The following is a 15,985-nucleotide window of genomic DNA, read 5'->3' as shown; positions in this document are numbered from 1 at the left end:
CCCTCAGCCTCCCTGGCTGAGGTGATCGAACAAGCCCTCGGGGTCGATGACCGCCACGTCGCGCTGGGCGCTGCGGGCGGGCCCTCTCAGGTGGAGGTGCACCCCGTTGACCCCCAGCGGCTCCAGGCGTCCATCCACCTGGGAGACACCGGCCACCCGGCTGGCGGTGAGGGCCAGGGTGCCACGAGGCAGCCGCACCAGCACCGCGCGGCGCGTGGGCTCGCTCTCGCCGGATACCAGCATGCTCATGTCCACCACGGGGATGACCTCCCCGCGGTGGGCGAAGACTCCCAGCAGGTGCGCGGGGGCACCGGGCACCCGCGTCAGCTCGGGAAAACTGACCACTTCCGCCGCGCACTCAGCTGGTACGGCGTACCAGCTGCTTCCGCAGGCGAATACGAGGTAGGACTGCCGCGTCTCGGTCTCGGTCGAGGCCATTGCGCGCGCAGCCTACCTCAAGACGGCTAGCGCACGAACTCGACGCGACGGTTGGCCGCCCAGGCTTCCTCGGTGGCACCCTGCTCGGCCGGCTTGTTCTCGCCGTACCCCACCGACTTGAGCTGGCTGGCCGGCACCCCCAGGTCCACCAAGTACTTCTTCACCGAGGCGGCGCGCTTCTGGGAGAGCTGGAGGTTGTACTCCTCGGTGCCACGCTCGTCCGCATGCCCGGCGAGCTCGATGCGGCCGGAGCCCGCGTTCTTGATGCACGTGGCCAGCTCGCCCAACCGGCTCTGGGCCTCGGGGGTGAGGGTGGACTCGTTGAAGCCGAAGCGCAGCGGCTCCCAGTTGCACTCGGCCTTGTGGGGAGCGGCCATGCACTTGTTCTGCTGGCACTCCTGGCCCTCGCCGCAGTCCGTGTTGGAGTTGCAGGCGCCCGGGGGCAGCGCGCAGCGGCCCTTCTGGCACTCCTGGGCCCCCTGGCACTGGGCCTTGGAGGTGCACTGCGGCTCGGCGCACTTGCCGGCCTCGCAGATCTTCCCGCCCGTGCACTGCTCATCGCGCGAGCACTCGGGGCCCTTGGGCGTGCACTTGTTGCCCTGGCAGGTGAAACCTTCCTTGCAGTTGGCGTCGGTAGAGCACTCCTGGCAGGTGCCGTTGACACACACCTCGCCCTTCTCCTTGCAGGTCTCGTCGCTCTTGCAGTTGGGGTAGGTCGGCGGACAACCAGCCAGAACCGCCACGGCGAGGGCGAGCCCCGCGACCATCGAGATCCGACGCATTTCTCCTCCAAAAAAGATGTTGTCCAGCGGACGTGACAAGCCGTCCGCGTCTAGCCCGCCCTGGAACGCTGAGTCAAAGCCTTTTGTCCCGATCGCAAGGTTGCACCCAGAGCCCCTGGAGCCCTACCGGGCGCGGCACTCCCCCGCTTCCAACCGCGGCCGGGGGATGCGCGTCAGGCCACAGTTGGACTTGATGTCCGCTTCGCCCTGCCACTCGCGCTCGGCGGCGTCGAGCGCCTCGAGCTTCGCCTGCAGGGCCTTCACATCCGTCGTGCGCGAGCAGTAGGCGATGTACTCGCGAGGCCCGCCGCAAGGCTTGTGGCCGAACCCCGCCACCTCGCACTCCTCCACCTTCTCGCACCCGCGCGGGTTCGCCAGCGCCCGGGCCTCGCTCGCGAGCTTGTCCGCCCGCTCCTTCAACTTCGAGCCGCCCGCGGCCGCCACTCCACCCACCGCCAGCATCACCGCCACCGTCCACGCCGCCTTCCGGACCGTCCGCAATGCCATGCAGCACCTCCTCGTCGCGCCCAAAAAAGGAGAACGCGCCGGCGGGGAGGAGCCCACACCAGCGCGTTCCGGTCAACCGGCTCGTCTACCTGGCAGCCGGGCGGAGCGAGCCCCTCCACCCGGCCAGGTCCGGACGCGCCGTCTCAGCGCGCGCCCGGGCCCCGTCACACCTCAGGCCGCCTTCTTCGTCTGACGGCGGCGCACCGTCACGTAGCGAGCCAGGGCGAACAGACCCATGTAGATGCTCGCGTCCGTGCCCGAGGTGGCGCCGCAGCCGCAGCTCCCCTCGTCGGCCTTCACGGTGATGGCCACCGGAGCGGAGGTCACCACGTTACCGGCGCCGTCGGTGATGACGGCGGTGATGATGTGGGCCGAGCCGGGGGCGGCGTTGGAGGCGTCCCAGGAGGCGGACAGCTTCGCGTCCGTACCCGAGCCGACGGACACACCGTCCACCAGGATGGAGAGCTGGCTCACCGTGGTACCGGTGGCCACCGCACCCGTGGCGCTGATGGTGACCTTGCCGGACACCACCGTGCCACCCGCGGGCTCGGTGATCGAGACCGTGGGCTGGGCGAACGGAGTGACGTTCGTCTGCGCGACGGCCGAGACGGACGACTCGCCGTTGCCCAGGGTGAGCGACTTCAGGCCGAGGGACTTGAAGGTCACCTTCAGACCGGAGGCGACACCCTCCTGGAAGACGGCCTCGGCGGGCAGCACCGCGGCGCTATCCGAGCTCGTCAGCTTGACGGCGCCCGAGAAGGCCGTGGCGAGGTTGCCGTAGGCGTCGTACGCGTTGGCGGAGACGGAGATCTCCTGGCCCGCCGTGACGCTCGCGGGGAGCGACAGCGTGTAGCTGGCCACCTCACCCGACGTCACCTGGAACGCCGAGCTCGTCGCGCCCGTGAAGCTCTGAGCGCTCGCCACCAGCGTGTAGCCGGAGCCGGCCTTGCGCAGGGAGAGGCCCTCGAACTTCGCCACACCACCCACCGCGGAAGCCGGGACGGAGCCCAGCAGGGTGCCCGCGGCCGGGTTGGCACCCAGGCTCAGGGTGACCTGGACCGTGCTGTCGGTGAGCAGGTTGCCCAGGGCGTCCTGCACCTCGACCTCGATCGGGGCCAGCGCGGCGCCCGCCGAGACGTTGCCCAGGGTGTTGCGGAAGACCAGACGGCCCTGTCCCGGGGCACCCGGAACGATGCTGAAGGCCGGCGAGGTCTCGGACGTCAGGCCCGCCGCGTCCGCCTGGAGCGCGTAGCCCGTGCCCACCTTGTCCACGGAGAGGCCGGAGAAGGTGGCCACGCCGTCGACGGCGGTGGCCGTCGTGGGACCGGTGAGGGTGGCGCCCGCCGCGTTGACGAGCGACAGGGTCACCTCGGGAGTCGAGCTGGAGAGGATGTTGCCAGCGTTGTCCTGCACCGCCACGCGCACCGTGAAGGCCGAGCCCACGGCCGTCTTGTCAGCCGGCGTGCTGATGAAGACGAGCCGCTTGGCCTCGCCCACGTGCACGTCGAAGCCGACGCTGGTGTCGAGGTAGATGCCGCTCGCGCCCGCCACCAGGGTGAAGTTGGTGCCAGGACGGTTCACCGTCAGCGAGTCGAAGGTGGCGACACCCGCCACCGCGTTCGCCGTGGTCACACCGCCCAGCGCAGCGCCGGTCGTGTTGTAGCCCAGGGACACCGTCACCGCGTTGGTGGCCTGCGTCGCCAGGTTGCCGAACTGGTCGTAGAGGGAGACCTGGACGGCCGGGGTGATGACTGCGCCCGCCTCGACGTTGGACGGCTGATGGGTGATGAGCGCGCGCTGCGGAGCGCTCGCCGTCACGGAGAACACGCTGCTGGTGGCGGCGGAGAGCGTCCCCGAGGTCGCCTTCAGCGAGTAGTCCGTGCTGGCCTTGTTGATCGACAGGTTGCCGAAGGTGGCGATACCGCCCACCGCCGCAGCCGTGACCGTGCCATTGAGCGTGGTGCCCGCCGAACCGCCGCTGAGCGCCAGGGTGATGCTGGCCGTGGACGTGACCTGGTTGCCGAACGCGTCCTGGACAGCCACCTGCACCGCCGGGGTGATGGACGTGCCCGCCACGGTCGTGGAAGGCTGGGTCACGAAGGCCAGCTTCGAGGCCGTGGCCGCCGTGATGTTGAAGGTCGAGCTCGTCGCCTCCGTCAGGCCGCTCGCAGTCGCCTTCAGCGTGTAGCCCGTACCCACCTTGTCGATGGACAGGCCGCTGAAGGTGGCCACACCAGCGCTCATCGCCACGGTCGTGGTGCCCGACAGCGTGCCCCCGCCCGCGTTGTTCGCGATGGCCAGCGTGACGTTGAACGAACCCGTCGTCACCGGCTTACCGTCCTTGTCCTGCAGGCCCACCTTCGGAGCGAAGGTCGCGCCCGCCGTCGAGTTGGTCGGCTGCGTGGTGAACACCAGCTTCGTCGCCGTGGTGACGAACGTGCTCCCCGTGCCCTTGATGCCCGGGGCCGCCGTGTCCGTCGCGGTGATGGACTGGTCGCCACCCGTGTTGAAGGTGACGGGCAGACCACTGGCCACGCCCGCGGTGAACGTCGCCGTGGCGGGCAGCACCGCCGCGCTGTCCGTGCTGGTGAACGAGGCAGTCCCGTTGTAGCCCGTGGCCACCACTCCCACCGCATCAAGCGCCGTGACGCTGAAGGAGGTCGGGATGGTCACCTGCGCCACCGAGGGCAGACCCGTCACCTTGTAGGCAACGGCCGGTCCCGGAGGAGGCACGTGGGTGGAGCAGGAGCCCGCCGCGTCCGCGTTGATGCGGACGTCGTCCACGTAGAAGCCCTCGTAGTTACTGGTCGTGTCGCTGTAGAACTTGAAGCCGAACCACACCTTCTGGCCCGCCAGCGCGCCCAGGTTGACGGTGACGGCCTTGAGAGCGCCGTTGGTGCCGGCGCTGCCCGCGGTCGTCGTCGTCCAGATGCGCGTGGTGGTGCTGCTGTTGAGCGTGTTGTCGTAACCACCCGCCGAGATGTACGGCGCCGTCGCCACGGCCGCATCACCCACGTTGATCCACGGACCGCTCGCCCCCGAGGTGCTGTAGACGAGCCAGGCACCGTCGTACCGGGACTCGAAGCTGTACCAGACGTTGAACGTCATCTGGGGGTTGAACGCGCCCGTCGGGACGGAGAAGCCGTTGATGGCGGACGACACCGAGCCGTCACCACCGAGCACCAGCGTGTGCTGCTGGCTGACCGGGTACGTGCCACCGCAAGCCGTGGAGGCCGCACCGAACCGGTAGGCGTTGGTGGCCGACTGGTAGCGGCAGCCAGACACGATGGCCATGGTGTCCGCGGTGCCAGTCCCCGCGGTGGGAATCCAGTACGCGGAAGCATTGGCCGGACGGCTGGAGTCGAAGTCGTCGAAGTAGCGCACGCCCGGGGTGATGACGCCCGTGGGAGCGGCCGCCTTCTCCACCGTGTTCGTGTCCTCGATGGTGGCCGAGCTCACCTCGGTGGCGCGCACCACGTAGTAGTACGGGGTGCCGTTGGACAGGTTCGCATCATCCGCGAACGAGGTGCCCGTCACGCCCGTGGCGATACGGTTGGCCGCCGAAGGAGCGAAGCCCGCGGTGCTGCCGCGGTACACCGAATAGCTGATGGAGCCACCGCAGATGGGCGTGGCCGCCGACCAGGTCAGCGTGTTGGAGCAGGTGCTCGCCGCGCCGTTGGCCGCGGAGGTCAGACCCGCGAACGTGGGAGGCAGCGCGCACACGCCCGTGGCCGTCACGGAGGACTCGTTGGACTTCGGGGACTCGGCACACGCCTTCGCGCGCACCACGTAGTAGTACGTCGTGCCGCCCGACAGGCCCGTGTCCGGGAACGGCGACGCAACAGACGTGCCCACGCGCGTGTACGGTCCACCCGCCGCCGTCGCACGGTAGATGTTGTAAGAGGCCGAGCCGTTTTCAGTCCAGGACACGTCGATGCGGTTGTCCCCGCTCACCGTCGCGGTGACGCCGGAGGGCGCATCCGTGGCGGTGGCGCAGGAGTTGTACGCAACGAGCGCGAAGTCCTGGTCCAGCGACGTGCTGTTGTTGGGCACGCCGTCCGAGTTGATGTTGGTGGCCGTCACCGTCACGGTGTAGGCACCCTCGATACCCGCCGGCAGGAAGACGCTCTCCACGTTGTTGGCGCTGTCCGCCGTGCCACCCGTCGTCGAGTTGGCTCCGGTGAAGACGTTGCCCTTGTACGTGGTGGTCCCCACCGTCACGCTCAGGTCCAGGTTGTTCTTCCACGCGCTGCCCGTCGTGGAGCCCGGCGCGTCCGTCCACGCCACCGTCACGCGGAAGGGCTTGGTGGAGTCCGCCACCACGCCGTTGAAGGTGCGCGTATCGCCCGTGGTCGTGAAGAGGTTGTCCCGGTTCTGGTCATCCAACAGGCGCGGCACGCCGTCGAACGCCATGCCCAGGTCCATCAGACCCATGCCCTGGTTGTTGGAGTACAGCGAGTCGTTGGCCCCCACACCCGTCATGTAGCGGGTGGAGTTCATCAGGTAGGCCTTCGTCATCGCCGGGCTCGGCGGATTCACGCCCTGGTTGATGAAGTACTGGCGCAGCAGCGCCGTGCCACCGGCCACCGCGGGGGTGGAGTGGCTGGTACCGGAGGACGCCGTGTACCACTGCTGCGACAGCGGGAAGTAGTTCGACGAGCTCGGACCCGCGCACACGCCCGTGGCGTCGAAGCACGAGAGCGCCTGGCCGGTGGCAACCGCCGGCGGGCTCGCGCGCTGCCCCGCCGCCTGCGCCACACCGCCCGACACGTGCGTGCCCGGCGCCATGATGTCCGGCTTCTTGCGGCCGTCCGAGGTCGGACCCCGGCTGGAGAAGGCCACGATGTCGTAGGCGCTGTTGGCCTCCGTGTCCGTGGTGCCGCAGGCATCCGCACCGCCGAAGGCCTGGACGTTCTCCGAGGCACCCACGGTGAAGACGTTCTTGCCCGTACTGGGGCTACCCACCGTGTTCGCGCCGGAGCCCTTGTTGCCCGCCGCGAAGACGATGATCATCTCCTGGTTGCCGGCAGCAGGCACCGCCGAGGTCGCGGGCTGAGCGTCACGAACCAGCGCGTCGTAGCGCTGAGCGTCCGCGGTGTACGTGTTGGCGCTCGAACCCCAGCTGTTGGTGCTGATGCGCATGCCGTCGCGGAAGGCGCGCGACTGCAGGTTCTCGTAGTTGGGCGAGGTGAAGGTACCCGGGTCGAACACCACCGAGGAGCCCACCTTCACGAAGGGCGCCACGCCCAGGCCGTAGTGGAACCCGGCCGCATCCGCGAACGGAGCCCCGCTCTGGTTGGAGAAGCCCGCCACGATGTGCGAGTTCAGAGTGCCGTGGCCGTCGCAGCCCTGGATGGTGCTGCCGGTGTTCGGCGTACCTTCCAGACGGTTGTACACCACGCGGCTGGTGCCGGTGACGTCTCCGTTGAGGTACAGGCCGAAGTGGTTGGGCAGCGTCGTACCGTTGTCGATACCGCTGTCGCTCACGTCCACACCGAAGCCCGACGCGGTGAACTGCGCCTGGGTGAAGCCCTTGGACGCCAGCCACGACAGCCAGGTCGGTCCGGTCGGCACGTTTCCGGTCAGCTGACCGGCGATGATCATGTTCTGCCGCTCGTCGAACTTCCTCGGCTCGAGGCGCGGCTGGATGGACAGCACGTCGGCGCGCTGGACAATCTCATTGAGCGCCTGGCGGTCCACGAAGGCCACCACGTTCACGTAGCCCAGGGCCTCCTGGACAATGGCCTCGTGAGACTGCAGCTTGCGGATGAGCTCCAGCGTCGCCCCGTTCGTCTCCTCATCCTTGATGAGCTGGATGGTGTAGGCGGGAGTTGCGACCGTCTGGACGGTGGGGTCCAGCTTGTAGTCATCCAGGTACTCGCCGTCCCAGCGGATGGCGGGCGCCACGGCGATGTGCTTCTGCAGGCTGCCCATGGCGGCCGCATCGCCGTACACCAGGTAGGCGTTGTTGGGGATGTACGTCACCACCCGTACGCCCGTGGCCTCCAGCTCCTTGAGCCACTCGGCCTTCACCGGGCCGTCGAAGTGCACGATGTGGAAGCTCTTGCCCGCGGCCTTCTTCGTCATCCCGCGCTGCGACTTGGCGTACTCGGAGGCGGTGTCGATGACTCCCGCGTTCAGCAGGATGTGATTGTAGTCATCGCGCAGCTCCGCGCCCTGCGCCGCGGTCAGCGAGTCCAGCGTGGCATCATCCACCTGGACCAGCTTGTAGGAGCCATAGTCCCCGAGGACCTTGGCTCCGTGCTTCTCCAGCTCAGCGGCCTGCTGCACGCTGAGCTGTACCTTGTGGAACGGCGCACTCGAGCGATATCCCTCGAGCCGCTTGATTCCAGGCTCACTCCCCGAGCCCCCGCACGCCAACGCCGTCGCGAGCCATGCCACCCCAAGCGCTCTCTTGGACAGACCACGAGAGCGCATACCGGTGGACCGGTACGCCGCTTCCTTCATTGTTATTGCCCCTTTGCTGAACGGAACCGGGCGAGCCCACTTCTCATGGACTCACCTGGGTGAAACCCGGCGGCTGCTCCGCGGGCGCGAGTACCCCCTGGGAATCCAGAAGCTGCTCCGACCGCCATCCACACCGCCGGAGCGGTACAAATAGCATGGAGCCTAAACTGTTGACAAGATGTCAACAGAACAGTTTTCAAGAGTTAACAAAATGTTTTCAGATTTCCCGAACTTGAGACGCACTGGGCTGGAAAAGCCGCCGGACGTGGACGGGCTCACGGCACGGGCCCGAAGGATGGGCACTCGGCGGAACACCGCTCGGGGAGGGAGGACGAGGGACTTCCAGCGGAGGCCCCTCGCCTGAAACAGGGTGCGGGTGGCGCTGCTCAACGCGCTCGAGCACCCGGCCAGGTCCCGGCGCGCCAGCTCAGCGCGCACCGGGACCCGTTAACACGTCAGGCCGCCTTCTTCGTCTGACGGCGGCGCACCGTCACGTAGCGAGCCAGGGCGAACAGACCCATGTAGATGCTCGCGTCCGTGCCCGAGGTGGCGCCGCAGCCGCAGCCCTCGTTCTTCACGGTGATGCCCACCGGAGCGGAGCCCACCACGTTGCCCGCGCTGTCGGAGATGACGGCCGTGATGGTGTGCGACGAGCCGCTCTCCACCTTGGAGCTGTCCCAGGTGGCCGTCAGCGTCGCGTCCTTGCCCGTGGCGATCACCACGCCATCCACCAGGATGGAGATCTGGCTCAGCGTGGTGCCAGCCGCCACCGCGCCCGTGGCGGAGATGCGGACCTCGCCGGACACCTCCGTACCACCCGCCGGCTCGGTCACGGACACCGTGGGCTGCGCGTACGGCGTGACGTTGGTCTGCGCGACGCCGGTCAGCGTGGCCTCCGCGGCATCCGTCAGGGTGAGCGTCTTCAGGCCCGAGGACTTGAAGGTGATCTTCAAGCCGCTGAGCACGCCCTCCACGAAGGTCGCGTTGGCGGACAGGGCCGCCGCCTCGTCGGAGCTCGTCACCTTGGCGGGACCCGCGTACGAGGTGGCCACGTTGCCGTAGGCGTCATACGCCGTGGCGGAGAGCGTGGCCTCCTGACCGGCGGTGACGCTCGCGGGGAAGACGAGCGCGAAGCTGGCCGCGGAACCCGGCGTCACATTGAACGCCGCGCTCTGCGCGCCCTCGAAGCCCTGGGCGCTCGCCACCAGCGTGTAGCCGGTGCCGGCCTTGCGCAGGGAGAGGCCCTCGAACTTCGCCACACCCGCCACCGCGGACACCGGAGCGGAACCGAGCAGCGTACCGGCCGCCGGGTTCGCACCCAGGCTCAGGGTCACCAGGGCCTTGCTGTCGGTGAGCACGTTGCCCTGGGCGTCCTGCAGCTCCACCTCGATCGGGGCCAGCGTGGCGCCCGCCGAGATGTTGCCCGGAGCGTTGCGGAAGACCAGCCGCGCCGGAGCACCGCCGGTGATGTCGAACGCCGCGCTCGTCGCCGTCAGCGAGGCCGTGCTCGCCTGGAGCGTGTAGCCCTTGGCGGCGCGGTTGAGCGACAGATCCGCGAAGGTGGCCACACCGTTGACCGAGGCGACCGTGGTGGTGCCCGTCAGGGTGGAGCTACCCGGGTTGGCGCTCAGCGCGAGCGTGATGGCGTCGGACGCCGAGGTGACGACGTTGCCGTACGCATCCAGGATGGACACGCGAACCGCCGGGCCCACCGTGGCGCCCGCCTGGGCGGTGCCGGGCTGGACCGAGAAGGCCAGCGCCGCGGCCGCGCCGGGCGAGACATCGAACGCCGAGCTGGAGACGTCCGCCATCCCCTCCGCATGCGCCGTCAGGCGGTAGCCCGCCGACGCCTGGGTGATGCTCAGGTCACCGAAGGACGCCACGCCAGCCACCGCGGACACCGCGGTGGTACCACCCAGCGAGGCACCCGAGCCACCCTCGAGCTTCAGGGTGATGACGTTCGTCGCCGGCACCACGTTGCCGTGGATGTCGAGGATCTGCACCTCGACCGTGCCCAGGACCGCGCCCGCCGTGGTGTGAGCCGGGCTCGTCTTGAACGCGAGCCGGGCCGACGTGCTGGGCAGGACCTCGAACGCGGAGCTGGTGGCGCCCGCGAGCGAGCCCGCGCTGGCGACCAGCGTGTAGCCAGCACCCACGCGGGTGATGGTCAGGCCGGTGAAGATGGCCACGCCGTTGATGGCCACCACCCTGTTGTTGCCCGTCAGCGTGGAACCCTCGACCGGGCTGGCGAGCGCCAGGGAGATCTCGTCCTGGGCACCCGTCACGACGTTACCGAACGCGTCCACGATGGAGACCTTCACCGAGGGGGCGAAGGACGCACCCGCCACCACGCTCCCAGGCTGGGCGGAGAAGGCCAGAGCCGCCGCCGCACCCGGAGTGATGGAGAAGGCGCCGCTGGTGGCACCGGTCAGGCCCGTGGCCTCGGCATGCAGCGTGTAGCCGCTGGCCGCCCGCTCGATCTTGAGATCGGAGAAGGTGGCCACGCCGTTGATGGCCGTCACCGTGGAGGTACCACCGAGCACGCCGCCCGAAGGACCACCCAGCGACAGCGTCACCTGCGCCGTCGCGGCGGTGTTGAGGTTGCCCTGACCATCCTGGAGCTCCACCGTCACGGGGGCGATCACCGAGCCCGCCACCGCGTTGGCCGGAGGCGCACGGAAGGCCAGCTTCGCCGACGGACCCTCGCTCACGTTGAAGCTGACGCTGGTGTCCTGGTAGAGGCCGCTCGCGCCCGCCACCAGGGTGTAGTTGGTGCCAGCGCGGCTCACCGACAGCGAGTCGAAGGTCGCCACGCCCGCCACCGCGTTGGCGGTGGTGACACCACCCAGCACAGCGCCGGTCGTGTTGTAGCCCAGGGACAGCGTCACCGGGTTGGAGGCCTGCGTCGCCAGGTTGCCGAGCTGGTCATAGAGGGAGACCTGAACGGACGGGCTCATGGAAGCACCGGCCACCACATTGGAGGGCTGGCGGGTGATGAGCACCCGGTACGGAGCGCCCGGCGTCACGGAGAACACGCTGCTGGTCGCGCTGGTGAGCGTCCCCGAGGTCGCGGTCAGCTTGTAGTCCGTGCCCACCTTGTTGATCGACAGGTTGCCGAAGGTGGCGATACCGCCCACCGCCGCGACCGTGGCCGTGCCGCTGAGCGTAGCGCCGGAACCGCCGCTGAGCGCCACGGTGATGCTGGCCGTGGACGTGACCTGGTTGCCGAACGCGTCCTGGACGGCCACCTGCACCGCCGGAGCGATCGACGAGCCCACCACGGTGGCGGAGGGCTGGGTCGCGAAGGCCAGCTTCGAGGCCGTGGCCGCCGTGATGTTGAAGGCCGAGCTGGTCGCATCCGTCAGGCCGCTCGCAGTCGCCTTCAGCGTGTAGCCCGTACCCACCTTGTCGATGGACAGACCGCTGAAGGTGGCCACTCCACCGCTCATCGCCACGGTCGTGGTGCCCGACAGCGAGCCCCCGCCCACGTTGTTCGCGATGGACAGCGTGACGCTGAACGAGCCCGTCGTCACCGCGTTGCCGTCCTTGTCCTGCAGACCCACCTTCGGAGCGAACGTCGCGCCCGCCGTCGAGTTGGTCGGCTGCGTGGTGAACACCAGCTTCGTCGCCGTGGTGACGAACGTGCTCCCCGTGCCCTTGATGGCCGGAGCCGCCACGTCGGTCGCGGTGATGGACTGGTCGCCACCCGTGTTGAAGGTGACGGGCAGACCGCTCGCCACGCCCGCGGTGAACGTCGCCGTGGCGGGCAGCACCGCCGCGCTGTCCGTGCTGGTGAACGAGGCGCTCCCGTTGTAGCCCGTGGCCACCACGCCCGCCGCGTCAACCGCCGTGACGCTGAAGGAGGTCGGGATGGTCACCTGCGCCACCGAGGGCAGACCCGTCACCTTGTAGGCAACGGCCGGTCCCGGAGGAGGCACATTGGTGGAGCACGAGCCCGCCGTGTCCGCGTTGATGCGGACGTCGTCCACGTAGAAGCCCTCTTGGTTAGTGGACGAGTCGCTGTAGAACTTGAAGCCGAACCACACCTTCTGGCCCGCCAGCGCGCCCAGGTTGACGGTGACGGCCTTGAGAGCGCCGTTGGTGCCGGAGCTGCCCGCGGTCGTCGTCGTCCAGATGCGCGTGGTGGTGCTGCTGTTGAGCGTGTTGTCGTAACCGCCCGCCGAGATGTACGGCGCCGTCGCCACGGCTGCGTCGCCCACGTTGATCCACGGACCGCTCGCCCCCGAGGTGCTGTAGACGAGCCAGGCACCGTCGTACCGGGACTCGAAGCTGTACCAGACGTTGAACGTCATCTGGGGGTTGAACGCGCCCGTCGGGACGGAGAAGCCATTGATGGTGGACGACACCGAGCCGTTACCACCCAGCACCAGCGTGTGCTGCTGGCTGACCGGATACGTGCCACCGCAAGTCGTGGTGGCCGCACCAAAGCGGTAGGCGTTGGTGGCCGACTGGTAGCGGCAGCCAGACACGATGGCCATGGTGGACGCGCTGCCGGTACCCGCGGTGGGAATCCAGTACGCCGAAGCGTTGGCCGGACGGCTGGAGTCGAAGTCGTCGAAGTAGCGCACGCCCGGGGTGATGACGCCCGTGGGAGTGGCTGCCTTCTCCACCGTGTTCGTGTCCTCGTTGGAGGCCGAGCTCACCTCGGTGGCGCGCACCACGTAGTAGTACGGGGTACCGTTGGACAGGTTCGCATCATCCGCGAACGAGGTGCCCGTCACGCCCGTGGCGACACGGTTGGCCGCCGAAGGAACGAAGCCAGGAGTGGCGCTGCGGAACACCGAGTAGCTGATGGCGCCACCGCAGATGGGCGTGGCCGCCGACCAGCTCAGCGTGTTGGAGCAGGTGCTCGCCGCGCCGTTGGCCGCGGAGGTCAGACCCGCGAACGTGGGCGGCAGCGTGCACACGCCCGTGGCCGTCACGGAGGACTCGTTGGACTTCGGAGACTCGGAGCACTGCATCGCGCGCACCACGTAGTAGTACGTCGTGCCGCCCGACAGGCCCGTGTCCGAGAACGGCGACGCAACAGACGTGCCCACGCGCGTGTACGGTCCACCCGCCGCCGTCGCACGGTAGATGTTGTACGAAGCCGAGCCGTTTTCAGTCCAGGACACGTCGATGCGGTTGTTCCCGTTCACCGTCGCCGTGGTGCCCGTGGGCGCCAGGGTGGCGGTGGCGCAGGAGTTGTACGCAACCAGCGCGAAGTCCTGGTCCAGCGACGAGGCGTTGTTGGGCACGCCGTCCGAGGTGACGTTGGTGGCCGCCACCGTCACGGTGTAGGCCCCCTCGATGCCCGCCGGCAGGAAGACACTCTCCACGTTGTTGGAGCTGTCCGCCGTGCCACCCGTCGTCGAGTTGGCTCCGGTGAACACGTTGCCCTTGTACGTGGTGGTCCCCACCGTCACGCTCAGGTCCAGGTTGTTCTTCCACGCGCTGCCCGTCGTGGAGCCCGGCGCGTCCGTCCACGCCACCGTCACGCGGAAGGGCTTGGTGGAATCCGCCACCACGCCGCTGAAGGTGCGCGACTGGCCCGTGGCCGTGAAGAGGTTGGCCGGGTTCTGGTCATCCAACAGGCGCGGCACGCCGTCGAACGCCATTCCCAGGTCCATCAATCCCATGCCCTGGTTGTTGGAGTACAGCGAGTCGTTGGCCCCCACACCCGTCATGTAGCGGGTGGAGTTCATCAAGTAGGCCTTCGTCATCGCCGGGCTCGGCGGGGTGACGCCCTGGTTGATGAAGTACTGGCGCAGCAGCGCCGTGGCACCGGCCACCGCGGGGGTGGAGTGGCTGGTACCGGAGGACGCCGTGTACCACTGCTGCGTCACCGGGAAGTAGTTCGAGCTCGGGCCCGCGCACACGCCCGTGGCGTCGAAGCACGAGAGCGCCTGGCCGGTGGCAATCGCCGGCGGGCTCGCACGCTGCCCCGCCGTCTGCGCCACACCGCCCGACACGTGCGTGCCCGGCGCCATGATGTCCGGCTTCTTGCGGCCGTCCGAGGCAGGGCCACGGCTGGAGAAGGCCACGATGTCGTAGGCGCTGTTGGCCTCCGTATCCGTGGTGCCGCAGCCATCCGCTCCACCGAAGGCCTGGACGTTCTCCGAGGCACCCACGGTGATGACGTTCTTGGCCGTACCGGGGCTGCCCACCGTGTTCGCGCCGGAGCCCTGGTTACCCGCCGCGAAGACGATGATCATCTCCTGGTTGCCGGCAGCAGGCACCGCCGCGCTCGCCGGCTGGGCATCACGCACCAGCGCGTCGTAGCGCTGAGCGTCCGAGTTGTACGTGTTGGCGTTCGAGCCCCAGCTGTTGGTGCTGATGCGCATGCCGTCGCGGAAGGCGCGCGACTGCAGGTTCTCGTAGTTGGGCGAGGTGAAGGTGCCCGGGTCGAACACCACCGACGAGCCCACCTTCACGAAGGGCGCCACGCCCAGGCCGTAGTGGAACCCGGCCGCGTCCGCGAACGGCGCTCCGCTCTGGTTGGAGAAGCCCGCCACGATGTGCGAGTTCAGGTTGCCGTGGCCGTCGCAGCCCTGGAGGGTGCTGCCGGAGTTCGCCGTACCTTCCAGACGGTTGTACACCACGCGGCTGGTGCCCGTGACGTCTCCGTTGAGGTACAGGCCGAAGTGGTTGGGCAGCGACGTACCGTTGTCGATGCCGCTGTCGCTCACGTCCACGCCGAAGCCCGACGCCGTGAACTGCGCCTGGGTGAAGCCCTTGGACGCCAGCCAGTTCAGGTAGGTCGCACCGCTCGGCACGTTTCCGGTCAGCTGACCGGCGATGATCATGTTCTGCCGCTCGTCGAACTTCCTCGGCTCGAGGCGCGGCTGGATGGACAGCACGTCGGCGCGCTGGACAATCTCGTTGAGCGCCTGGCGGTCCACGAAGGCCACCACGTTCACGTAGTCCAGGGCCTCCTGGACAATGGCCTCGCGCGTCTGCAGCTTGCGGATGAGCTCCAGCGTCGCCCCGTTCGTCTCCTCATCCTTGATGAGCTGGATGGAGTAGGCAGGCGTCGCGACCGTCTGGACGGTGGGGTCCAGCTTGTAATCATTCAGGTACTCGCCGTCCCAACGGATGGCGGGCGCCGCGGCGATGTGCTTCTGCAGGCTGCCCATGGCCGCCACATCGCCGTACACCAGGTAGGCGTTGTTGGGGATGTACGTCACCACCCGTACGCCCGTGGCCTTGAGCTCCTCGAGCCACTCGGCCTTCACCGGGCCGTCGAAGTGCACGATGTGGAAGCCCTTGCCCGCGGCCTTCTTCACCATCCCGCGCTGCGACTTGGCGTACTCGGAGGCGGTATCGATGACTCCCGCGTTCAGCAGGATGTGATCATAGTCATCGCGCAGCTCCGCGCCCTTGGCCGGCGAGAGCGAGTCCAGCGTGGCATCATCCACCTGAACCAGCTTGTAGGAGCCGTAGTCGCCGAGGACCTTCGCTCCGTGCTTCTCCAGCTCGGCAGCCTGCTGCGCGCTGAGCTGTACCTTGTGGAATGGCGCCTTCGAGCGATATCCCTCAAGCCGCTGGTTTCCAGGCTCACTCCCCGAGCCCCCGCACGCCAACGCCGTTGCGAGCCATGCCACCCCGAGCGCTCTCTTGGACACACCCCGAGAGCGCATACCGGTGGACCGGTACGCCGCTTCCTTCATTGTTGTTGCCCCTTTGCTGAACGGAACCGGGCGAGCCACTTCTTCATGGACCCACTCGGGTGAAACCCGGCGGCTGCTCCGCGGGCGCGAGTACTCCCCCTGGGAATCCGGAAGCCGCTC

5 protein-coding genes are annotated in these 15,985 nt (G+C 68.5%); all 5 read right to left on the bottom strand.

Annotated elements, in window-relative coordinates; genetic code table 11:
• Window positions 1-3: 3 nt before the first annotated feature.
• Window positions 4-438, bottom strand: a complete 435-nt coding sequence (locus DAT35_RS37370) for a chemotaxis protein CheW (RefSeq protein WP_108074054.1) — start codon at window positions 436-438, stop codon at window positions 4-6.
• Window positions 439-464: 26 nt separating this feature from the next.
• A complete protein-coding gene (locus tag DAT35_RS37365; protein ID WP_108074053.1) occupies window positions 465-1,220 on the bottom strand; it encodes an OmpA family protein in 756 nt (251 codons plus the stop codon).
• A gap of 123 nt (window positions 1,221-1,343) precedes the next feature.
• Entirely contained in the window at window positions 1,344-1,727 is a 384-nt protein-coding gene (locus DAT35_RS37360) for a hypothetical protein (protein WP_108074052.1), read from the bottom strand.
• Window positions 1,728-1,898: 171 nt separating this feature from the next.
• Entirely contained in the window at window positions 1,899-8,129 is a 6,231-nt protein-coding gene (locus DAT35_RS37355; RefSeq protein ID WP_233261949.1) for a S8 family serine peptidase, read from the bottom strand.
• A gap of 521 nt (window positions 8,130-8,650) precedes the next feature.
• Entirely contained in the window at window positions 8,651-15,799 is a 7,149-nt protein-coding gene (locus tag DAT35_RS37350; protein WP_233261948.1) for a S8 family serine peptidase, read from the bottom strand.
• Window positions 15,800-15,985: the final 186 nt, after the last annotated feature.

Source organism: Vitiosangium sp. GDMCC 1.1324, assembly GCF_003044305.1.
Taxonomy (GTDB): Bacteria; Myxococcota; Myxococcia; order Myxococcales; family Myxococcaceae; genus Archangium.
This window is presented reverse-complemented; position numbering and strand designations above follow the sequence as displayed.